This window comes from Pseudoalteromonas sp. S3785 (assembly GCF_005887365.1).
Taxonomy (GTDB): Bacteria; Pseudomonadota; Gammaproteobacteria; order Enterobacterales; family Alteromonadaceae; genus Pseudoalteromonas.
In genome coordinates this window covers 1-21,252 of the sequence record NZ_PNCT01000063.1, presented here as the reverse complement: position 1 = coordinate 21,252, position 21,252 = coordinate 1, and the positions used below count along the sequence as shown (strand labels likewise).

The 21,252-nt window shown below is 40.0% G+C and carries 24 protein-coding genes and 1 tRNA gene; 8 read left to right on the top strand and 17 right to left on the bottom strand.

The features are described from left to right. On the bottom strand, positions 1-1,025 hold a 1,025-nt coding region (locus CWC17_RS15550; RefSeq protein ID WP_138613896.1), incomplete at its 3' end, for a PQQ-dependent sugar dehydrogenase. On the opposite strand from CWC17_RS15550, the gene CWC17_RS15545 reads away from it, so the two are divergent. Continuing rightward, the gene (locus CWC17_RS15545; RefSeq protein WP_138613894.1) at positions 1,010-1,465 is read left to right on the top strand and encodes a hypothetical protein; all 456 of its coding nucleotides are present in this window, start codon (positions 1,010-1,012) and stop codon (positions 1,463-1,465) included. The two genes, CWC17_RS15550 and CWC17_RS15545, sit on opposite strands and share 16 nt — an antisense overlap. A gap of 68 nt (positions 1,466-1,533) precedes the next feature. On the opposite strand, the gene CWC17_RS15540 is transcribed toward CWC17_RS15545, so the two are convergent. Then, the gene (locus tag CWC17_RS15540) at positions 1,534-2,796 is read right to left on the bottom strand and encodes a valine--pyruvate transaminase (RefSeq protein ID WP_138613900.1); all 1,263 of its coding nucleotides are present in this window, start codon (positions 2,794-2,796) and stop codon (positions 1,534-1,536) included. 239 nt (positions 2,797-3,035) lie between these two features. Here CWC17_RS15540 and CWC17_RS15535 point away from each other — a divergent pair, with 239 nt between their 5' ends. Together CWC17_RS15535 and CWC17_RS15530 are read left to right on the top strand one after the other, a co-directional pair. Continuing rightward, complete coding sequence (locus tag CWC17_RS15535) at positions 3,036-4,181, top strand: endonuclease/exonuclease/phosphatase family protein (protein WP_138613892.1); 1,146 nt, start codon at positions 3,036-3,038, stop codon at positions 4,179-4,181. Between the two features lie 144 nt (positions 4,182-4,325). Next, positions 4,326-4,745 carry an MAPEG family protein gene (locus CWC17_RS15530; protein ID WP_138613890.1) on the top strand — a complete coding sequence of 140 codons (420 nt, stop codon included), beginning with the start codon at positions 4,326-4,328 and terminating at the stop codon, positions 4,743-4,745. A gap of 89 nt (positions 4,746-4,834) precedes the next feature. Here the strand turns inward: CWC17_RS15530 and CWC17_RS15525 are convergent, their stop codons facing one another. Both CWC17_RS15525 and CWC17_RS15520 read right to left on the bottom strand, forming a co-directional pair. Then, entirely contained in the window at positions 4,835-6,682 is a 1,848-nt protein-coding gene (locus CWC17_RS15525) for an ABC transporter ATP-binding protein (protein WP_055014296.1), read from the bottom strand. Between the two features lie 91 nt (positions 6,683-6,773). Beyond that, the gene (locus CWC17_RS15520) at positions 6,774-7,613 is read right to left on the bottom strand and encodes a hypothetical protein (protein ID WP_138613888.1); all 840 of its coding nucleotides are present in this window, start codon (positions 7,611-7,613) and stop codon (positions 6,774-6,776) included. Between the two features lie 198 nt (positions 7,614-7,811). Between CWC17_RS15520 and CWC17_RS15515 the strand changes: the two genes are divergently transcribed. Further along, complete coding sequence (locus CWC17_RS15515; RefSeq protein ID WP_138613886.1) at positions 7,812-8,216, top strand: GFA family protein; 405 nt, start codon at positions 7,812-7,814, stop codon at positions 8,214-8,216. A 1-nt stretch (position 8,217) separates the two neighbouring features. Here the strand turns inward: CWC17_RS15515 and CWC17_RS15510 are convergent, their stop codons facing one another. Beyond that, positions 8,218-9,015, bottom strand: a complete 798-nt coding sequence (locus tag CWC17_RS15510; RefSeq protein ID WP_138613884.1) for a class I SAM-dependent methyltransferase — start codon at positions 9,013-9,015, stop codon at positions 8,218-8,220. A gap of 230 nt (positions 9,016-9,245) precedes the next feature. Here CWC17_RS15510 and CWC17_RS15505 point away from each other — a divergent pair, with 230 nt between their 5' ends. Together CWC17_RS15505 and CWC17_RS15500 are read left to right on the top strand one after the other, a co-directional pair. Next, complete coding sequence (locus tag CWC17_RS15505) at positions 9,246-10,649, top strand: M28 family metallopeptidase (RefSeq protein ID WP_138613882.1); 1,404 nt, start codon at positions 9,246-9,248, stop codon at positions 10,647-10,649. Positions 10,650-10,790: 141 nt separating this feature from the next. Then, positions 10,791-11,237: a DUF4826 family protein gene (locus CWC17_RS15500; protein WP_029772653.1), complete on the top strand. Its 447-nt coding sequence runs from the start codon at positions 10,791-10,793 to the stop codon at positions 11,235-11,237. Positions 11,238-11,281: 44 nt separating this feature from the next. Here CWC17_RS15500 and CWC17_RS15495 read toward each other — a convergent pair whose 3' ends face one another. From CWC17_RS15495 to mnmA, 5 genes are all read right to left on the bottom strand, one after another. Beyond that, on the bottom strand, positions 11,282-11,740 hold the full coding sequence (locus tag CWC17_RS15495; RefSeq protein WP_138613880.1) for a GNAT family N-acetyltransferase: 459 nt from the start codon (positions 11,738-11,740) through the stop codon (positions 11,282-11,284). Between the two features lie 9 nt (positions 11,741-11,749). Continuing rightward, positions 11,750-12,895 (bottom strand): cupin domain-containing protein, encoded by a 1,146-nt coding sequence (locus tag CWC17_RS15490; protein ID WP_138613878.1) that lies wholly within the window; start codon positions 12,893-12,895, stop codon positions 11,750-11,752. A gap of 77 nt (positions 12,896-12,972) precedes the next feature. Then, positions 12,973-14,343, bottom strand: coding sequence for an adenylosuccinate lyase (gene purB, locus CWC17_RS15485; RefSeq protein ID WP_138613876.1), 1,371 nt, complete (start codon positions 14,341-14,343; stop codon positions 12,973-12,975). 32 nt (positions 14,344-14,375) lie between these two features. After that, the gene (gene hflD / locus CWC17_RS15480; protein WP_055014288.1) at positions 14,376-14,978 is read right to left on the bottom strand and encodes a high frequency lysogenization protein HflD; all 603 of its coding nucleotides are present in this window, start codon (positions 14,976-14,978) and stop codon (positions 14,376-14,378) included. Then, positions 14,978-16,078, bottom strand: coding sequence for a tRNA 2-thiouridine(34) synthase MnmA (mnmA, locus tag CWC17_RS15475; RefSeq protein ID WP_138613874.1), 1,101 nt, complete (start codon positions 16,076-16,078; stop codon positions 14,978-14,980). Before mnmA ends, hflD begins: the two co-directional genes overlap by 1 nt. Positions 16,079-16,416: 338 nt before the next feature. On the opposite strand from mnmA, the gene CWC17_RS15470 reads away from it, so the two are divergent. After that, positions 16,417-17,685 carry a sensor domain-containing diguanylate cyclase gene (locus tag CWC17_RS15470; protein WP_055018462.1) on the top strand — a complete coding sequence of 423 codons (1,269 nt, stop codon included), beginning with the start codon at positions 16,417-16,419 and terminating at the stop codon, positions 17,683-17,685. Positions 17,686-17,739: 54 nt separating this feature from the next. Here the strand turns inward: CWC17_RS15470 and CWC17_RS15465 are convergent, their stop codons facing one another. Genes CWC17_RS15465 through CWC17_RS15435 form a run of 7 tightly spaced genes read right to left on the bottom strand, consistent with a single transcriptional unit; the run spans position 17,740 to position 20,885 of the window. Beyond that, positions 17,740-18,183 (bottom strand): NUDIX domain-containing protein, encoded by a 444-nt coding sequence (locus CWC17_RS15465; protein ID WP_138613872.1) that lies wholly within the window; start codon positions 18,181-18,183, stop codon positions 17,740-17,742. Beyond that, complete coding sequence (locus CWC17_RS15460) at positions 18,176-18,862, bottom strand: pseudouridine synthase (RefSeq protein ID WP_171042100.1); 687 nt, start codon at positions 18,860-18,862, stop codon at positions 18,176-18,178. The genes CWC17_RS15465 and CWC17_RS15460 overlap by 8 nt, the downstream gene beginning before the upstream one ends. Continuing rightward, positions 18,862-19,191, bottom strand: coding sequence for a TusE/DsrC/DsvC family sulfur relay protein (locus tag CWC17_RS15455; protein WP_138541171.1), 330 nt, complete (start codon positions 19,189-19,191; stop codon positions 18,862-18,864). The genes CWC17_RS15460 and CWC17_RS15455 overlap by 1 nt, the downstream gene beginning before the upstream one ends. A gap of 3 nt (positions 19,192-19,194) precedes the next feature. Next, positions 19,195-19,461, bottom strand: a complete 267-nt coding sequence (gene tusB / locus CWC17_RS15450; protein WP_138613870.1) for a sulfurtransferase complex subunit TusB — start codon at positions 19,459-19,461, stop codon at positions 19,195-19,197. Further along, the gene (locus CWC17_RS15445) at positions 19,458-19,814 is read right to left on the bottom strand and encodes a DsrE family protein (RefSeq protein WP_055014281.1); all 357 of its coding nucleotides are present in this window, start codon (positions 19,812-19,814) and stop codon (positions 19,458-19,460) included. Before CWC17_RS15445 ends, tusB begins: the two co-directional genes overlap by 4 nt. Next, on the bottom strand, positions 19,811-20,164 hold the full coding sequence (gene tusD / locus CWC17_RS15440) for a sulfurtransferase complex subunit TusD (protein ID WP_055014280.1): 354 nt from the start codon (positions 20,162-20,164) through the stop codon (positions 19,811-19,813). The genes CWC17_RS15445 and tusD overlap by 4 nt, the downstream gene beginning before the upstream one ends. Positions 20,165-20,219: 55 nt before the next feature. Then, on the bottom strand, positions 20,220-20,885 hold the full coding sequence (locus CWC17_RS15435) for a Bax inhibitor-1/YccA family protein (protein WP_004586716.1): 666 nt from the start codon (positions 20,883-20,885) through the stop codon (positions 20,220-20,222). Positions 20,886-21,136: 251 nt separating this feature from the next. Between CWC17_RS15435 and CWC17_RS15430 the strand changes: the two genes are divergently transcribed. Next, positions 21,137-21,227: transfer RNA gene (locus tag CWC17_RS15430), tRNA-Ser, on the top strand. Positions 21,228-21,252: the final 25 nt, after the last annotated feature.

Here is a 21,252-nt window from a genome sequence, read left to right as displayed (position 1 = left end):
TTATAATCGAGGGTGGTATTCTGCACATGCTTTTGAAGTGAAGGGAATGCGGCGTGTTTAGAGCCGTAATACGCCATACCCGATGGGGCGATTGATGGCGTCCAATCTACGCTTGGTTTTTGCATGCCGGGGTAATCTCTAAAAGGAGATATGCGCGCTTGCGAGTAATCGTCACCGTAGGTGATCACCGGCCAGCCGTAGTTGGTAGCTGGCGTTAAGTAATTTAGCTCATCGCCACCTGCGGGGCCGTGCTCGTGGCTAATAATTTGGTCGGTATCGTAATCATACACTAAGCCCTGTGGGTTTCGGTGACCGAGCGAGTAAACAGTGTGTGCATGGGGGTTTTTGTGATTAATAAACGGGTTATCTTTTGGAATAGTGCCATCTAGGTTTATGCGTAATAGTTTGCCGAGTTGGCTGGTTATTACTTGTGCTTGCTCTCTAAAATCAAAGCCATCACCAGTTGAAAACAGTAAAGTGTTGTCGGGTAAAAAGAGGGCGCGGCCAGCGTAGTGTTGTGGAGTATTTTTATCAGTCGCTACTGTGTAAATAATAACAGGCGTTGAAAAGCCGGTGCCATTAAAGGTGGCTTTTGCAATTACTAGGCGATTAGCCTCAGCTGTGCCTTGTGCGTAGGTAAAAATGACTTCTTTGCTGGTGTTAAAATTAGGCGAGAGCACTATATCGAGTAAGCCGCCTTGGCCTGCAACGTATAAGTCTTCAAGGTTTAAATTCACTCTAGTTTGCTGATTGTTTTTTACAATAACAACGTGGCCGTCGCGCTCTGTAATTAGCCATGTATCATTTGGCAGTTTAACCATGCTCCACGGCGAATTTAATTGTGCTGCGAGTGTGTGGGTGCTGTATTGCTCTTTAGGTAATTCAGCAGCACTGGCTGCAGAAGCAAATAGCCCTACAAACAGCCATAGCGCTAATTGAGAGAGTCGTTGTTTACATTGCAAGCCTTTGCTACTGTAAGAAAAAAGCTTTATTTTAAGTTGAGATAACCATGCCATTTTTAACACGTTTACTCCCTATATTTTTAGTTTCTTGGTTATTTACCTTTACGCTTGCTAGCTTGTTTCATAGCCAATACGTTGTCAATCAATTAGTTGATGTGGGCGTTGTGGTCAGCTTAAGCAACCGTATTAATTTAACGCTAGATGATTGGTTAGGGCTATTACCTACCTATGGCGCTATTATTGCCATTGCTTTAGCTATCGCTTTTTTTGCTGTTGTGTTACTTATTAAAAAGTTTGAAAAATACAGCATGGTGTTATTTGTGGCATCGGGTATCACTGCTTTTGCCGTGGTGCTAGTGGCCATTGAGTCGATTATGAATATTCATATTATAGCGGGCGCACGTGGATGGGGGTTTTATTTGCAGTTACTAGCAGGTGCTTTAGGTGGCTTGCTGTTTGCCCTGTTAACCAAGGCGTTAGCCCCTAAACAGTACGTTAAATAAAAATACAGTGGCTAACGCTAAGCGTTAACCACGACGTTAAAATAAGATGAAAAACGTTAATTAAAGCGCTACATAATAAGCGCTTTAATTGCCTCTAGGCCTTTTCTAAGAGTGGCTTCATCGTTGGCGTAGTTAATGCGTACGCACTGGTGTTTGTGCTCCCAGCTATCTTCAATGCCAATAAAAAAGTTATGCCCAGGAATTATATATACATCTTGCTCTTTGAGTTTTTGATAAAGCATTTCGCTGGTTATTTTTGAGTCTTTAAACCATAGCCACATAAAAAACGCGCCTTCGAGTTTATGTAAATAAACAGGCAAGTCTGCAAAAATTTCATCAAACAGGTTTATGGCTATCTCTGCTTTATTTTTATAAAAAGGCAATACAGTATTTTTACACAAAGGCAGTAATTCGCCTTCGTTAATTAAGCGGGTTACTAAGCTTGGGCCAATAGCGTTAGGCGATAACACCATAGAGCCGTTAACACGGCCAATGGCTTTAATTATTTCGTTATTGGCAACCACAATACCAGTGCGCAGGCCTGGCAAGCCCAGTTTTGAAAGCGACATACACAATATAATGTTTGAGTTCCACGTAAGGTTTGCATCGGTGTAAATACAGCCCGGGAAGGGGTCGCCGTAGGCGTTATCAATAATTAGGGGAATATTGTACTTGTGTGCAAGGGCGTCTAGATGGCGTACTTCATCATCGGTAATGACATTACCAGTTGGGTTGGTAGGGCGCGATACGCACAGTGCACTAATACTGGTATCGTTGGCTAATACGTTTTCTACCGCGTCAAAATCAATGACATATTTAAACTGCTTAGAGCCATTGAAGGTATTTAAAATTTCGATGTCGGGTTTTATTGCCACAAACATATCATCAGATAAACCTTGGTCGGCGTAACCTACGTATTCAGGCGCAAGCGGAAACAATATACGCTTATTAGTGCCATCACTCATTTTGCCCGCAAGCATATTAAACAATACAAAAAAGTTAGCTTGGCTGCCGTTACCCAGTGCTATGTTTTGTGGTGTTAAGCCCCAGTCAAACTCGCTATTGAGGTGTTTAGCAAGAGCCGCTCTAAATTCGTCATTGCCAGTTGGCCCGTCGTACAAACCAAATACTTGCGATACTTTATTACTGGCTACTAGCTTTTGTAATTCATCTAAAAATACAGCATTAACCTGTGGTACGTGTGCAGGGTTACCGCCACCTAGCATAACAATATTTGGATTATTGCTTGCGTTAGCGCTGCCTAAATCTTCCATAAGCTGCGTTATTCCGTTGGGTTGTGTAAATTTAGTACCAAAATTTGAGTAGTTCATAATACCTATGTGTGCGCTAATAACGAGGAGGGCAGTATAGCGTAAATAAAGGGCTTTATTTGCATGTTGAGAATAATTCACGGTTTAGAACTTTAAACCCTTTAGGGTATAATTAATGCACTTTTATTCGCTAGGCTATTGTTATCAGTAATTTTGAATCGACTTTACATCACACTACGCTTGAGGCTGAACCTGCCGCTGATTTAAACGAGCCTGTAGTAAAAAACACGCAATTTAAAATAGCCACGTTTAATTTATTTAACTACCTTGAGCCGCCTAATGCGTATTACGATTTTGAAAAAATTTATACCGCAGAGCAATGGGCACGCAAACAGCGTTGGATTGTAGATTATTTAAATGAGTACGCGCCTGATGTAGTCGGTTTTCAAGAAGTATTTAGTATTGAATCGCTAAAAGCGTTAATGGCGCAGCAAGGCTATACATATTTTGCTGTGGTTGATACGCCAGAGGTGATTGATGATTTTATTTTTAAGCGCCCGGTAGTTGCTATAGCGTCTAAATTTGAGATTGTTGATGTTGCTGCGGTTAAGCACAATACCGAGCTTGTTGAAATGCTTGGCCTTAATAGTAATTTTACGTTTAGCCGTAAAGTATTAAGAGCCACTATTTCATTGCCCCATGTAGGTAATACTGATTGCTACGTTGTTCACTTTAAATCAAAACGGCCATTATTAGAGCCTGACGAAAACACGAAATCATTGGCAATCACAAATAACGAACTTTCGCCCGAAAAAAGCATAATTGAAGCGTTTAAAGCAAATGTGGCCGGTTCATGGGGCTCAACCATTCAGCGCGGTAGTGAAGCTACCTTACTAATGATAGAAATGATTACCCAACGCGAAGCCACACAACAGCCAATGGTGTTAATGGGCGATTTTAATAACGACCTAGCAGATGGCGTGTTGAGTCATTTATTAACGAATACATTGCGATTTGCCCCAGCGTTTGACGTTAAAGCCTACCTTGCTAAATATTGTTTAAATGATGCGTGGCAGCTATTTAAAACACTAAGAATGAGCCAATTTACGGCGCACAACACACAGCAAAACGCTGGCAGCCATACAGATGCTCAACAAAGTAATGGCTCTGCTGCGCCGCAACAGTCAATAAACGAAGCTACTTCGCAAATAAATAATACTGCGCCGTTATTAAAACGCAGCCCCACCCATTACTATGGAACAAGTAGTTCGGTACTTGATTATATTTTACTCTCGTGTGAGTTTGACCCAAGTTACGATGATAGCTTTTATGAAGTGAGTGATTATCATACATACGACAGGCATTTAATAAACCCAGAATACGAACGAGACGATTTAACAACCGATCATGCAGTGGTATCAATTACGCTAACGTTAAGGAGTTAATACGTGGGTAACATTTATAAATAGGTTTGCAGCTTTTACATTATTACTGAACCTATAAATTATAAGTAATTAATTATAAATGACTTATTTTAGGCTTGAAACTTGCTGTAACTAATGAGTTAAAACAATTTTAAGGACATAAAAATGACTGAAGTTGCGCTTTCTGCCTATATGGCGTTTTACGTTTATTTAATAATATTAGTGGTACAGTGGTCGGTTGCTACCTTTAGCAAAGCTAAACAACCTAATGCTGTACCAGGTAAAATAAGCGATGATTTATCGCACGACAGTTTTATATTCAGGGCTCATCGTACTTTTCATAACACACTAGAAAACAGTGCGCTATTTATTGGTACTGTGCTGTTTGCATTTGTTATAAATTACCAAAGCCCTATATTTGCTATGTGTGTTTGGGTGTATGTAATAGCGCGATTAATTCATATGGTGTTGTATTACGTTATAGCTACCGAGAAAAACCCAAGCCCACGCACTTACTTCTTTTTAATCAGTTTTATTGCCAATATTGTCATGCTAATTTTAATTGGCTTAAGGCTAATGGCTTAATATCACGTGGTTAAAGGCTATTTAGGCGTTTGTATAAAAAAGCGAAAGGGCTGTAATTAGTCCTTTCGCTTTTTTGTTTTTAACTGAGATTAATCTACACCAATAAACCCACCGGTTTGATGCGCCCAAAGGCCAGCATAAATACCATTTTGTGCAATAAGCTCTTCATGACTGCCTTGCTCTACCACACCACCTTTATCAAGTACGATAAGTCTGTCCATTTGCGCAATAGTCGATAGCCTGTGGGCAATTGCAATAACCGTTTTTCCTGTCATTAAGTCATCTAAACTTGCTTGTATGGCAGCTTCTACTTCTGAATCCAGCGCACTGGTGGCTTCATCGAGTATTAAAATAGGTGCATTTTTAAGTAATACCCGCGCTATAGCGATACGTTGGCGTTGCCCGCCAGATAGGGTGACACCGCGCTCGCCAACTTGTGCATCAAACCCTTTATTGCCTTTGCTATCTTCTAAATCACTTATAAAGTCGAGCGCTTTAGCTTGTTTGGCAGCGCTGAGCATTTCAGCTTCTGAGGCATCGGGTCGGCCGTATAAAATATTATCTTTTACAGAGCGATGCAGCAGGGAAGTGTCTTGGGTAACCATAGCTATATAACGGCGAAGGCTTTCTTGGCTTACGTCGGTAATGTTTTGGCCATCAATTTTAATGGTGCCAGAGTCAGTATCGTAAAAACGCAGTAATAAATTAACTAAGGTTGATTTACCAGCGCCAGAGCGGCCCACTAAGCCAATTTTTTCACCGGGTTTTATATGTAGGTTTAGGCCGTTCATTACAGGGCCACGATTGGTTTCGTTAGCGGCTTTACCATAGTTAAAATGCACGTTTGTAAATTCAATATTGCCCTTAGTAACTTCAAGCGTGCTCGCATTGGGTTTGTCAGCTACTTTTATTGGCGTCGATAAGGTTTTCATGCCATCGGTGGCGGTACCAATGTTTTCAAACAAACTACTTATTTCCCACATGATCCACTGCGCCATGCCATTTAATCTAAGCGATAAACTTACTGCTACTGCAATTGCGCCTGCGCTAATTGCACTTAACGACCACAAATAAAGAGAGAGTGCGGCCACGCTAAATACTAATAAGTAATTTAGGCTATTAATGGCAAAGTTAAGGCTGGTTACTAAGCGCATTTGCTTATAAACCGGTTTTAAAAAAACATCCATGCTTTGTTTAGCGTATTGTTCTTCGCGTTGCGTGTACGAAAAAAGCTTAATGGTCGATATATTTGTATAGCTGTCGACTATTCGGCCGGTCATTTCTGAACGTGCATCGGCCTGCGAGCTGGCAATTTTTTTAAGTTTTGGCACAAAGTACATTTGAATGGCGGCATAAGCAATTACCCACACTAAAAGTGGCAGCATTAAACGCCAGTCTGCTTCGGCAACTAAAAACACCATAGCGCCAAAATAAACCACTATGTACATTAGTACATCGAGCAGCTTCATTACGGCTTCGCGCACAGCCAGTGATGTTTGCATTACTTTTGTGGCGATACGCCCTGCAAACTCGTTTTGATAAAAGCTCACACTTTGACGTAATAAGTATCTATGCGCCAACCAACGAATCGACATAGGGTAATTACCCAGTAATGCTTGGTGTAAAATAGCCGAGTGAAAAAACACCACAATAGGCAACACCACTAAAAGCACTACTGCCATTTTTATAAGCTCGGCTTTTTGCTCTTCAAACAAAGTTTGTGGTGTGTAGGTGCCCAACCAATCAACCAATTGGCCCATATAGCTAAACAACGACACTTCTAAAATAGCAAGCAGGGCAGCACTAACAGACATTAAAACTAGCGACAATTCCATGCCTTTAGTGTAATGACGACAAAACGCAAATAAGGTAGAGGGTGGCTGCGTTGGCTTTTGCTCAGGAAATGCGTTGGTCATTTTTTCGAATAATCGATACATTTTATAAACTTAAATGACAAATAATAGAAAATGATCATACCATTTAAGGAGCGCGCTGTAGAACTTTAACGACTAAATAACACAGCTAATTTTATCGAAGAGGGTTTGTAAGGTTTACGCCTTTAATCATGTAAATGTCGTCATAGCGTAACCCCCCATTTCCGTAAGGATTTTTGTGAGGGCCCGTATTGCAGTTAGCTAAAAAGTAGCTAAGTGGGCGTTCGCGTTTCATTCTAAAGGTGGCATTTTTATACACTAAGGTTTGGTTTTTAAATTCGCCGCCTTGCACGTATACATTGTATTGCTGACCTTGCATTTTTACCGATGCATTATTAACAACGTACCAAATGTTGTACCAACTGTTTGTATCAAGTGGTTGAGCCGATTGCGCTTGTGCATAGTTTTGGATATTACTATAGCCCTTATCAGTTTTGACCATTAGCGCCCCGGTATTAACTAAACCGTTTGATTCGGTTTTATCTGTAACCCGAAGAGTGGCTTCGAAGGCATCGTAGCCATGAACGTTTATTTGCTCTGGCTCTAAATTACTTAATCCAAAAGCATGGTTATTTGGAAAAGAGGCAACGTTAATACGTGTAAAAAAAGTGTAGGTTTCGCCAACTGGCACTGTTTTTGGCAGCTTTTTATAGCTAAGGGCTTTACGGTTTCCAACAATACCCATTTCGGCGGGCTTTTTAATTAAAAAATGGTTAATCCCTTTGGTTGTGTCCTCAACCTCTATTTTAGTCACTTGTGGGTTAGCGACATAAGGTTGAGTTTGATTGTCTGTGTCGGCCTTTGTCCAGCCTTTTAGTGGTTGTTCAAAGTTATCTACTAGTAGCCACTTTGCAGAGGGGGCGTTTTGATTGTTTTGGCTACAGGCTAATAATCCTGAGCAGGCCACTAATAGTAAGCTGTATTTAACGCGCATAATCCCTCTTTTACTAATGTAAGTACGTAAATTGGTATACCAATTACATGGGTTTTAATTTTTAAACCTTAAAATTTATATAACCAACTTACTGTGGATTAGTCAACCAATATTGTGTTGTATCTATTGTGCTGACGTTTATATTTTAAACGGGTAAAATAGCTAACAACACACAAATTAAAATAATAAAGGGATTATATGTATACAGGAACGTGCCTATGTAAAGCGGTAAGCATTGAAATTAAAGGGCCTATTTCTCAAATCATTCATTGCCATTGCTCACTATGCAGAAAAAACAGCGGGACTGCTTTTGCCACAAATGGTTTTGTAAATACTCGCGATTTTACACTTACCAAAGGTAAAGATAATTTAACTGAATTTAATTTTAAACTTGGGCGTGCGCGCTTTTTTTGTAAAACATGTGGATCGCCCATTTACAGTGCGAACGCTCTGGATAAATCACGCTTGCGTATACGTCTAGGGTTGATAGACAGTGATATAACTGAACAGGTCATTTCGCATAATTTTGTTACCTCTAAAGCCAATTGGGAGCAATTAGAAACCCGTTTACCATGCTATGAAAAACACGAACCTGGGCGATAAATTACTCTATGTGATAAATGCTGTTTATGTCGCTGTGAAGGGTGGGCGCCCATGTTTTAAATAATGGCGAATGAGCTATTTCTTCTTTATTGATGTGTATTAAGCTTTGCTGAGAAAGTATCACGACAATATTTTTGTACTCGTTAAACTCTATAAGGGCGATGCAGCTGAAGTGTTGCCTAAACAGGACGAGTAAAGCTTGAAGCTCTTTTCCTGTTTTAGGGTTTAAATTTATAATAATTTGTGCGTTTTGCTCACTGCAGCGACGTATGTTTTGCCAAAATACACTATCTGATAAAAAGTCTTGGTGTACATCGCCACTAAAAATATCAATTGTGATGACATTGTATGTACGCGTGCACGTTGCAACAAACAACTCTGCATTTTGTACGTGCACCGTATGATTAGCGGGCAAGCTAAAATGCTCCTTAGCAACGCTTATCATCGCGGGGTTTATTTCTACACTCTCAAACACAGCTACGTTATTTATATAAGCTGTTTTGTTATGTAAATAATAAATAGCTCGTTCAATGCCCGCAGTGCCTAAACCTAAATTTAAAACCCGAAGTGGCTCTACTGTTTTTAGTAAAAATAACAGCATACATTGATTAACCGCAATCAGTAATTGCTCATTTTTATTAAGGCTCATTACCCCTTGAATAGTAATATCGCTATGCGCATTTTGGGCAAGTGTTAACCAGCGATAGGCCGCATTTTGATAAACACAAATAGGCCCATATTGGTTGTTACTAGAAGCTATTAAATTGGCAGAGACCGTGTCGGCTTTAAGCTGGCGCATAGATTACAATTACAAATAAAACACCCCATTAGTTTGCCACGAAAACACGCAATGTATGTAACATATTTATGTAACAAGGTTTGTAATACGCTCGGTTGCATAAACGAGGGAGGAGTGTGTAACTGTAGTTAATTTTTACAGTTGAGCTTACTTGTACAAAGCTTTAACTCAAAATAGTTGCACTAACTAGGTTGTTGAGTAAAGGTAAGGTAAAAAATAAGGAGCTTATAATGCGCAAAACCCCTTTTTCTATTACAACTAAACTTATTAAATTGAGTGCATTAGCTTTTGCTTGTACGGCAGGGTTAACAGCACACGCTCATGCCAGCATAAAATATGAAGAACAACAAAAGCTACATGATATTGCAGCCGAGGTATCAGCTAAGCGTATTGGGAGTGATATACAAACGCTGGTGGATTTCGGAACTCGCCATACGCTTTCAGACACTAAGTCTGAAACACGGGGCATAGGCGCTGCAAGGCGTTGGATCAAAAAAGAGTTTGAGAAAATATCAGCACAATGTGGTGGCTGCCTAGAAGTAATTGAAGTTAAAGACACCATATCAGGTGAAAAACGAATCCCTAATCCTGTTGAAGTAGTAAACATTGTTGCAATTCAGCGCGGCAGTACTGAGCCAAACCGAATGGTGATTATGTCGGGCGATATTGATTCGCGCGTGAGTGATGTTATGGACTTTACCAGTGATTCACCAGGTGCCAATGATAACGCCTCGGGCGTGGCAGGTGTTATTGAAGCTGCACGTGTACTTAGCAAATATGAATTTAATGGCTCAGTTGTATATGCGGCACTTTCGGGCGAAGAGCAAGGCCTGTTTGGTGGTAAAATACTCACAGCGTATGCGCAAAAGCATGATTGGCAAGTTCATGGCGTTTTAAATAACGATATGATTGGCAACATTACCGGTATTAATGGCGTTACCGACAATACAACGGCACGCATATTTTCTGAAGGAACACGTGTAGTAGAAACTAAAGAGCAGGCGCGTACAAGGCGATTTACCGGCGGTGAGGTAGACTCAGCGAGCCGTAATTTAGCCCGCTATATAGATATTATTGCTGATAGGTACATCCCAAATTTAGATACAATGTTAGTTTACAGGTTAGATAGATTTGGCCGAGGCGGGCACCATAGACCCTTTAACGATGCAGGTTTTGCTGCAGTCAGAATTATGGAAACTAACGAGCATTACGACCGACAGCATCAAGACTTACGCACTGAAAATGGCGTGGTTCATGGGGATACAATAGATGGTGTTGATTTTGACTACACTGCAAAACTTACCTCGCTTAACGCTGTAACTATGGCTTCAATGGCGTGGGCCCCAGCACCCCCTAAGCAGGTGAAAATTGAAGGCGCGGTTAATGCTAACACCACGCTTTCGTGGCAAAAGTCAGATGATGATAATATAGCCGGTTATCGTATTTATTGGCGCTATACCAGTGAGCCACAATGGCAATTTAGCCAAGATGTTGGGAAAGTTACAACGGCCACACTTAAAAATGTGGTTATTGATAACTACTATTTTGGTGTTGCAGCGATAAGTAAAGACGGGATTGAATCGCCAGTGGTGTTCCCAGGTGATGTGGGCTCGTTTGATCACAATATAAAATAACAGCGATTTATTATTGTTTAAACGTAATTGTGGCTAAAAACAAATCAAATGATGTATTTAAGGTGCAAAGCAGCTGTTTTATGCTTGCACCTTATTTGTTATGCACTTAGAGTGTAAAAAAAAGCAGTAAAGGTTAATAAAATGCAGCAAGAAGAAAAAAAACCATTAACAGCGCAAGAGCAAGCACAAATAGAGCAGCAACGTGTTGCTTGGCAACGCGAATGTTTTCAAAACGCTCAAAAATATTTAGCAGAAAAAGGCATTATGCCTAAATCAGTAATAGACAAAGATAGCCGTTTTTTAGCGCCACTGTGTGCTATGTGGAAATTTAAAGCACAAAACGGTAAGAGCTATTGGGTAATAACAGGGCGCTTACCAACAGATCATGCTGAAGTAAGTGCAGCAAAAGATGCACGCGATGCCATGCGTTATTTTTCGTTACAATGGCAGCTAAAAGCCGATCAAATAATGAGTGTGGGTGCTCGTGATAAAACCCAGGTCGATTTTGCTAACTTACTTATAAACCGTGCTCATGGTTTATACGAAATGCATGAAAACGAGCAACTTTGGGCCAATGAGCCAAAATAGAATGATGCATGTATGAACATTTAAAGGGCAATTTACGCCCTTTTTTAATGTACTAACGTAAAGGGTTTGGTAACAAACTGCGATACTTCACAGAGCATACGCTGTCTGGGTATGCCTGCTTCCATAAATACAGTGCCTTGCTGCTTGAACCCATTTAGCTTAAAACGCTCTACTTCATTTAATATGCAATTAATACTAATAGCTTTATGGCCGTCGTTTGCGGCTAGTTGAACAATAAAGGTCAGCAGCGATGTGTATACATGACGATTTCGGTGCTCTGGCAGTACAGCAATTCGGCCTATTAACCCGTCGGTACAAAGCCTGCCTGTAGCAACAGGCAATTTGCATTCATCAGTCACTAAAACGTGGTGAGCAATTTTATCGAGGCTATCAAATTCTATGCGTTTGGGGATGTGTAATTCGTATACAAAAACCTTTTCACGTATTTGTTGTAGCAGGTCTTTTTGTATATCCCACTCTACTTTATTAACTTGATAGCTCATAGAACACCCCTAGTTAAACCAAACTCCCTCATTAACTAGTGTAGTAAAAGTTTGAATAAAAACTAGGCTTGGTTGGGCTTGGTCTAAATCTTCAGTGTTAAAATAATTATTATCAGTTAAAAGTCTAACGGCTTTTAAATCCGAAAGGGGTAATAAATAGTTCTCACCATTAATGCTTAGCAGTAAGGTATCTTCACATTGCTGAAAAATAGCACGTGTGCCACCTAAACGCTCAAACTCATCGTTATTGCTGGCTATTAATTCACTCATTTGTTCGCAAGTTAAGGGGGCTTCAAGCGGTGCTAAGTCCATTTCGTGCTTGGGCTGACTTAGGGTGTTACCCAGCCATTGTTTAAATAACTCATCGTTATTAAGAAGCGCTTGCATAAGGGTTTTAACTTTATTGGCTTCGCTATCTAAAAGCTCACCTTTAGCGTCTCTTAGCGTTAATGTGTGATCGGAATAGCGTTTTTGGCCGCTGTCAGTATCAATAATATGATCGGCAAAACTCGAAAATAAGTCTTGTTGGTTAGGCGCTCTAAAACCCACTGAATAATTTAAGGCGTTTTCTATAGCATAGCCTTCATGTGGGCACCCAGGTGGTATATATAAAATATCGCCGGGTTCTAAAATACAATCTATTACCGCTTCAAATTGCTCAACCTGTAGTAGTTTTTTATTTTGCGTAAATTGCTTAAGAGTAGGGTCGGGCAAGCCAACACGCCAATGGCGCTTACCTTCACCTTGGATTATAAATACGTCATACTGGTCTAAATGTGGGCCCACTCCACCTTTAGGGCTAGAGTAGCTGATCATTAAGTCATCTATTCGCCAGTTAGGTATAAATCTAAACGGCTCTAGCAGTTGTGCAGCATCGCTATGCCAATGATCAACCGCTTGTACCAGTAAAGTTGCGTGTTGCTCAGTAAGTTTTTCAAAGTCTTTAAATGGGCCTTGGTATGCTTGCCAATCGTTATTATGGTTAGTAACAATACGCGACTCTATACTTTCTTCCATTGCAAGACCGGCAAGCTCTTCTGCCTCTATTGGGTCTTGAAAGTCTGTAAAACCTTGTTTAATCAATAGTGGCTTTTTTTGCCAATATTGGTTTAAAAATTCTTGTTCACTGAGGGTGTTTATTTTTAATTGGTACATAGAGTTGACCTATAATTTTTAGTACAAAAAAAGCGAAAGGGATTATCCTTTCGCTTTTTATATTTGCAATTGACTACCTAAACTAAATCGTCAATAAACTCAACAGCGCGGCCAATGTAGTTGGCTGGTGTTAGTTTTTTCATTTCAACTTTTGCATGCTCTGGCAGGTCTAAACCATCAATAAACTCGGCCATAATCTCTTGATTTACACGCTTACCACGCGTTAAATCTTTAAGTTTTTCGTATGGTTTTTCAATACCGTATTTACGCATAACCGTTTGAATTGGCTCTGCAAGTAATTCCCAGTTTTGATCAAGCTCTTCGAGTAAGCGTTGCTCATTTACTTCAAGTTTGCTTACGCCTTTAAGTGTCGATTGATAAGCAATAAGCGTGTAGCCCATGCCCACACCTAAGTTACGCAGTACTGTAGAGTCGGTAAGGTCACGTTGCCAACGAGAAACAGGCAGTTTTTGTGCAAGGTGAGCAAATATAGCATTTGCTATGCCTAGGTTGCCTTCTGAGTTTTCAAAGTCGATAGGGTTTACTTTATGCGGCATCGTTGAAGAGCCGATTTCACCAGCAATGGTTTTTTGCTTGAAGTGGTTAAGGGCAATGTAACCCCAAACGTCACGATCAAAATCAAGTAAAATAGTGTTAAAGCGAGCAATAGCATCAAATAGCTCGGCAATGTAGTCATGCGGTTCTATTTGGGTAGTGAACGGGTTAAACGTTAAACCAAGGCTTGTTACAAAGTTACTTGCATGAGTGTGCCAATCGTAATCTGGGTAAGCACTTAAATGGGCATTGTAGTTACCTACAGCACCGTTAATTTTACCTAGCATTTCTACCTGTGCGATTTGGTCGCGTTGGCGTTTTAAACGCACGTATACGTTAGCAAACTCTTTACCCATAGTTGAAGGCGTAGCTGGCTGGCCATGGGTACGCGTCATCATAGGCACTGCTTTGTACTCAATGGCTTTTTCTTTTATGGCGTTAAGTAATTGGTCACAGTATGGTAATAATACTTTATCGCGAGCTTCTGTTAGCATTAAACCATGAGATAGGTTATTAATATCTTCCGAGGTACAAGCAAAATGGATAAACTCGTTGATAGCGTTGATTTCGCTGTTATCGGCTACTTTTTCTTTTAGTAAGTATTCTACCGCTTTAACATCGTGGTTTGTGGTGCGTTCAATGTCTTTTACACGCTGTGCATCTGCTTCGCTGAAGTTATCAACAATGGCATTTAATAGTGCATTGGCTTGTTCGCTAAATGCAGGTACTTCTTTAATATCGCTTGCTGCAGCTAAGGCTTGCAACCAACGCACTTCAACGGTTACGCGGTATTTGATTAAGCCAAATTCGCTGAAAATACTGCGTAGTTCAGTGGTTTTGCTGCCGTAGCGACCATCCACTGGAGAGATAGCGGTTAACGCTGAAAGCTCCATAATAACTCCTAAATTTTAGTTTTGAACGATAATTAAATTTTTGTTTTTGCAATAGCGAGAATTTTTCTTTTTGCAAAGAAAAAGTGACGGCGTTTACCGCCCATTTGTCGCCATAATACAGCACTGCGAATTCCTGCTAATAAAAGTGCACGAATTTTATTTTGCGTTTGCTGCTGTTTTAATAACTCGGGTTTACCATAAACCTGAATTCGGTGCCCAAGGGGGCTTAGCACCGACGAGTATATATCTGCTAAACCGGCAACTACGGTGTCATCGGTTATGGCAAAGTGATCTAAGCGACGATGAATGTCGTCGATACGGCGGCCAAGTTCAGCTAAGCTTTTTGGCTCGTTATTTAAAATACGTTCAAGTTGCATTAAACCACCTACGTACTTAACTATTTCGACATCTTTTTGAGTGCCAGCAGTCAGCTGTGCCATTAATGTTTTATAGCCGTCGCGTAAGTTATGCGTACCTTGATAAACATCAACCGGTGATGCGGGAGATGTTTGTACAATACTTGTAAAAAGCACATCTAAATCTGAATCGTTTGCACTGCCGTACTGGGCAATTTTTTGTACTTGTTTAGCCACTTGGCACATGGCGGCAAGCGCCATGACTTGGTGTTCATTCATTACTTGATCACCGAATCAATAATACCACCACCTAAACACACCTCATCGGCATAAAATACAGCTGACTGACCCGGTGTAACGGCTTTTTGTGGCTCATCAAACAATACGCGTGCCATACCATCTTCGCCAACGAGAAGGGTACAATTAATATCTTCTTGGCGGTAACGAGTTTTAACGGTACAGCGCGTGGTGCCTTGCGGGCCAACACGGTCTACCCAATGTAATTGATTAGCGTTTAGGCCATTGCTGTAAAGGCGAGGGTGGTCTTTACCTTGCCCTACAACCAGTACATTGCGCTCAACGTCTTTATCTACAACATACCATGGCTCGCCAGAGCCTTCTTTCATGCCACCAATTAGTAACCCTTTACGCTGGCCTAGTGTATGATACATAAGCCCTTCGTGTTCACCTACGTTGTTGCCATCTGTGTCTTCGATCACACCTGGTTGAGCAGGTAAAAACTTTTGTAAAAAGTCTTTAAATTTGCGCTCCCCAATAAAACAAATACCGGTGCTGTCTTTTTTATCGTGGGTGATTAAGTCTTGCTCTTCTGCGATACGGCGTACTTCAGGTTTAGCTATATCACCTACTGGGAAAAGGGTTTGGCCTATATGCTCATGGCTTAAAGTGTATAAGAAATAGCTTTGATCTTTGTTATCGTCTAAGCCTCGGCACATAACGTATTTGTCGTCGCGTAATTCACGACGAACATAATGGCCTGTAGCAATAAAATCGGCGCCAAGTGCTTGGGCAGCAAATTCTAAAAACGCTTTAAATTTAATTTCTTTGTTACACATAATATCAGGGTTTGGCGTACGGCCCGCTTTATACTCTTCTAAAAAGTACTCAAAAACGTTATCCCAATACTCTGCTGCAAAGTTAACGGTATGAAGCTCGATGTCTAATTTGTCACACACTGCTTGCGCATCTTTTAAATCTTCAGCGGCTGCACAGTATTCGTCATTGTCGTCTTCTTCCCAGTTCTTCATAAACAGGCCTTCTACTTGGTAGCCCTGTTGCTGTAATAAATATGCAGATACAGAAGAATCAACACCGCCGGACATACCAACGATGACTTTAATGTGACTATTTTCGCTCATGAATAATTTCGCTTATACAGATTGCTGTTAACTTGGAAAGGCCGCGATTATAGCACGCATTTTGTTTTTGCTTAAAGGGAGGAGTAGCGCAAACGCACGTTTTTGTCGTTATTTTATTCATATAACAAATAGCAAATAAGACTGAATCGCATTTGAAATAAAAAATGATGAAAAATTTAAATAAGCCATTGTAAAAAGTTATTTCGGTGCCATTATTGTCCGAGCACATAATAATGTTGAGTATATTACCTTGTGTTTGCAGAATAATTTAAGAGGCAAGCAGGATTTTTGTATTAACTCTGGATTTATAGCCTTAATATTTTCAATGGAATGAATATATGAACTACGCCTTTCAGGTAAAAAAACTTTCGACTTTAATAACATTTTATACCACAAATTCTAGTTTTCACGTGAAGCAGTTACTAGAAAACCCGACGAGTGAGTTTAAGCAATCAGCTTATAAACTTTTTCATGAAATTTTTAAACATACCTTACCTGTAGATTTTCAACACGCTTGCCCAGTTGATGATATTTTTAATTCTGTGTCCAGTTCTCTAGATTTAATAAACCAATCTGAAGTAGCTTTAATTGAAGCAACACAAAAGTGGTGGAAAGAGTGGTACTTTGTATTAACAATGGAACATTCGCTTTCGCACGAAAAAGAAGATGCGCCGTACAGTTTCTTATCTAAAAAAATGCATCATCCTATGAAGCGCCACGAGATGAGCCACTACGCCCATTTATTTACTATTTTGCCTATGCCTATCTCTAATGTATGTGCGAAAACAGGTGATATCATTAGGGTTAATCAACGCTTTATAGATGTATTTGGTTACACCGTCGATGACTTACCTAACTTAGAGCAATGGTGGGTTAATGCATACCCAGACCCTCACTATCGAGAATCCGTGAAAAAAACGTGGCAAGCGGCGTTAGAAGTGGGCAATGAAACAGGGCAAGACATCCCCGCGCATGATTACCATGTTACATGTAAAAACGGTAATACGATTACGATGGAAGTATCAGGCATTAACTTAGGGGATGAATATATTGCTGTATTTAACGATGCGACCAAACGTTTGGAAGATCAAAATATTTTACGCGATATGGCGTTTTTAGATTCACTAACGCAAATAGCAAATAGACGTCGTTTTGATGAAAAACTAAGTAAAGAGTTTGAAAAAGCTGTTGAATGTGGTGACGATTTAGCGATTATTTTAATTGATATTGATCACTTTAAACTATTTAACGACCGCTACGGACATGTTGAAGGTGATTTATGTTTGTATAACGTGGCGCAAGCAATAGCGTGTACGGTAAGCCGTACCGAAGATTTTGTAGCGCGTTATGGCGGTGAAGAGTTTGTTGTATTGCTACCACAAACAGATAAACAAGGGGCTTTGTTTATAGCTGAGCATATTCAAAAGGCAATTGAAGAGCTCCGTATCCCTCATGAAGATAGTTTTACCGGTTACTTAACCCTTAGTATGGGTATTAACGCGATTGGTGAAGACGATAATTGCGATCAAAAAGAGTTTGTTAAGGCCGCCGATAGCGCACTTTATTATTCAAAAAGGCAGGGACGAAATTGCTTAGCATTAAGTTAATTTATAGCCGTGGACTATTTATATAGCTTTGAGAATTATACAAAGTGAAAATGTTTAATTATCGTCGTAAATAAAGCTAACGTCCTGAATAGGGCGATTCAGGCTGTCCTCAATACATTTTAAAACGAGATGGCTTCTGAGAGGCAGCGTTTTTATGTCCTCTAAAGTGTGCCAGCCAGCACTCATTATATCTGCATCTTTTGGGCAGGGCTCAGTAGTGATTTGAGCGCCATCAAATAGAAAACAAAAGCGTAAATAATGTATTCCGTTTGCCGCATGTAAGTTGTAAATACCGACTAAACTAATTGGGGTTAAGGTTAAACCTGTCTCTTCAAAAAGCTCTCTGCTGGCTGCTTGAGCCAGTGTTTCGTCTAGTTCTAAATGGCCGGCAGGTTGGTTATAGCAAATAGTAGCAGTAAATTTATCTCGCTCTTTTACTAGTAAAAAGCGGTCTCCTTTTTTTACTACAGCAGCAACCGTCACATGGGGCTTATGCATTTTTATCACCTTTGATAACACTGTACTGAGCGCTCTCAATGCCATCAAGCGTATAATTACCAATGCTGTAGCGAATAAGCCTTAATGTGGGGTGCCCAACATGCGCAGTCATACGACGAACTTGTCTATTACGTCCTTCGTTAATTGTAATGCTTAACCACGTTGTAGGAATCGATTTTCGCTCTCTAACCGGTGGCACACGAGGCCAAACTTCAGGCTCTTCAATAATTTTTACATTTGCGGGTAAGGTAATACCATCTTTTAGTTCAACACCTTTACATAGGGCGTTAACAGCGTCTGCACTGGGCTCGCCTTCAACTTGCACCCAATAGGTTTTATTGGTTTTTTTACTTGGTGCGGTAAGGGTATTTTGAAGCTTTCCGCAGTTTGTTAAAAGTAATAACCCTTCACTGTCGCGGTCTAATCTGCCTGCTGCGTATACATCTTTAATGGGAATAAATTCAGCTAACGTTTTTCTATTGGCATCATCTGTAAATTGACAAAGCACATCGTAGGGTTTGTTAAATAAAACAATTTTTCTATCTTTAGCTGCTATCGCGGGTTTAACTTCACGTGAAGTTGTGCTTTTTTTAGTGAATGCACTGCGTGAGTAAGTTCTACCCGTAGTGCGTTTGTTAGTGCTTTTAGTTGCGCGATTATGCATTGGTTTATTCACCATTAAATACACCTAGCGGGCTTAGGTAATCCGGCAATTTTAGTCGCTTGTTTTGCAGGCCCCTTCGGGAATAATTTATACAAATAAATACTATTGCCTTTGTCTTCGCCAAGTGCTTTAGCCATGGCTTTAACAAGCATTCTTATCGCTGGGCTGGTGTTATATTCTAAATAAAAATCGCGAACAAAATTAATCACTTCCCAGTGTTGTTCGCTCAAGATAATGTTTTCTTGCTCGGCGATAATAGGGGCCAACTCTTTTGTCCACACGGTGTAATCGAGCAAGTACCCTTGTTTATCTGTATCGATTTGTTGATTATTAAATTCTAGCATAGGTTACCAGGTGATAGATTGATTAGTAGTTAGTGTCAGGGCAACAAACTCATCGTAATTAATAATTGATTGGCCAGGGGTTAGTTTAACCGCGCGAGCATGCGCATCCTCTAAAAGCAACAATAGCGAATCGTTTAATTGAAAATACTGCTTAGCGGCGTAACAGGCATCACCAACAAGGAGTACTTTATCAGTGTCTTTAATTAAGTTTTCAAGCTGTGTTGAGTCGTAATAAGCCAGTGGCTTAGAAAAAATATGTAATGTACTCATAGGTTCACCACAAAATCTTGCTGGCAAATCAACTGTTGTTGCTCAGTGTAATTGAGGCTGATTGAATCAATAATTAATTGAGATTTGTTTAAGTTATAATCAAGTAATGATTTTTCACATACGTATATGTTTTCTACTTCATAGATTTCAAGCGTTTTGATGTTTTTAAAAAAATCTTTTACGCCCAGTTGCTCTGTTGATTGATTATGTTTTAAAGCAAGCACGGCGGGGCCGCTAAATAGCCAGCTAATATTTTGATCAACTGCGGCAAATATAAGTGACATGTCTAGGGCATCGCGGGTATTAAGTTCATCAAAGGGACTGGATTGGCTCATGACTAAAACATTTTTCATTTAAACTGTATCCATTTATCTGCATCACTGGCTAGCATGGCAAATTCTGCAAGCCCAGCAACTGTAAACACACCTGTTTGGCTTGTACTTAAACCGCGTTTTTCTGCTGCAGTGACGCAAAGCATTAAATTAATATTTTTGTCTGCAAGTTGTTGCCAATGCATAGGGATTTGCAGCTCGTCAGAGGCCAGCTCAAAATGAGTTGATGCGTGATAAATACCATTTTGATACAAAAAAAGTGCATCTATGGTGTGGCCTTGTGCTAAACATGCATGTGCAAACTTTATAATACGTTGCGTTGAGTCATGATCTGAAGGAGGAGTATGTAAAGAAAGAACAAATCGCGCCAAAACAATTCCAATAAAAAAGCCCCAATAAAGGGGCTATTTTAACAGAACTATTTAATTAGTCATCACTTGCGCCAAGAAGGTGCAGTAAAGAAGTAAATAAGTTGTACACGTTTAAGTATAAAGCCACTGTAGCGCGAATGTAGTTAGTTTCGCCGCCATTAATAATACGGCTAGTATCAAATAAGATTAAGCCAGACATAATTAACACAACAGCTGCGTTAAGCACCATAAACATTAGCGAGCTGCCAATGAATATGTTAACTATGCTTGCGACAATAACCACTAATAAACCTACTGTTAAAAAACCACCCATAAATGAGAAGTCTTTTTTAGTGTTTAATGCATAAGCCGATAGTCCAAAAAATATTAATGCAGTAGAACCAAGTGCCTGCATAATAAGCATTGGGCCATTAGGCATAGCCGCATAATAGTTAAGAAGTGGGCCAAGGCCTGCGCCCATACAGCCTGTAAAAGCAAACACCCAAAATACGCCTGAAGCTGAGTCTGCTTTTTTGTTTACAACAAATAATAAACCAAACGAAACCAGTGTGAACACAATTCCCATAAAGTAAGGTAATTGTAATGCCATTGAAATACCCGCCGTAACAGCACTAAATGCTAATGTCATGGCCAGTAAGAAATAGGTGTTTTTAAGTACCTTGTTTGTTTCAATGGTCGACATTACCGGTTTAGCGGTATTGTACGAATGATTAAATGCCATTGTAGAGCTCCTTTAAGTGAAACATGTTTGTTTCGATAATTTAACTAAAATTAGATTACCAACTCTTATATGTTTGGGCAAACCTTTGTAGATCAATAGAGTGTTATTTTTTAATTAAAGTTCATTTAACCACCAAAAATGAGTTTTTTGTTTTATCTTTAAACAAATTAATTGTTTTTTAAGCACTTAAACAATTTTTTTAAAAAAAAGCTTCACAAAGGCAATGGGTTTCCCTATTATGCAGGCCGTGCGGAGAGATGGCAGAGTGGTCGAATGCACCGGTCTTGAAAACCGGCATAGGTTTGTAGCCTATCTAGGGTTCAAATCCCTATCTCTCCACCACTATATTACAAACCCCATTACACGC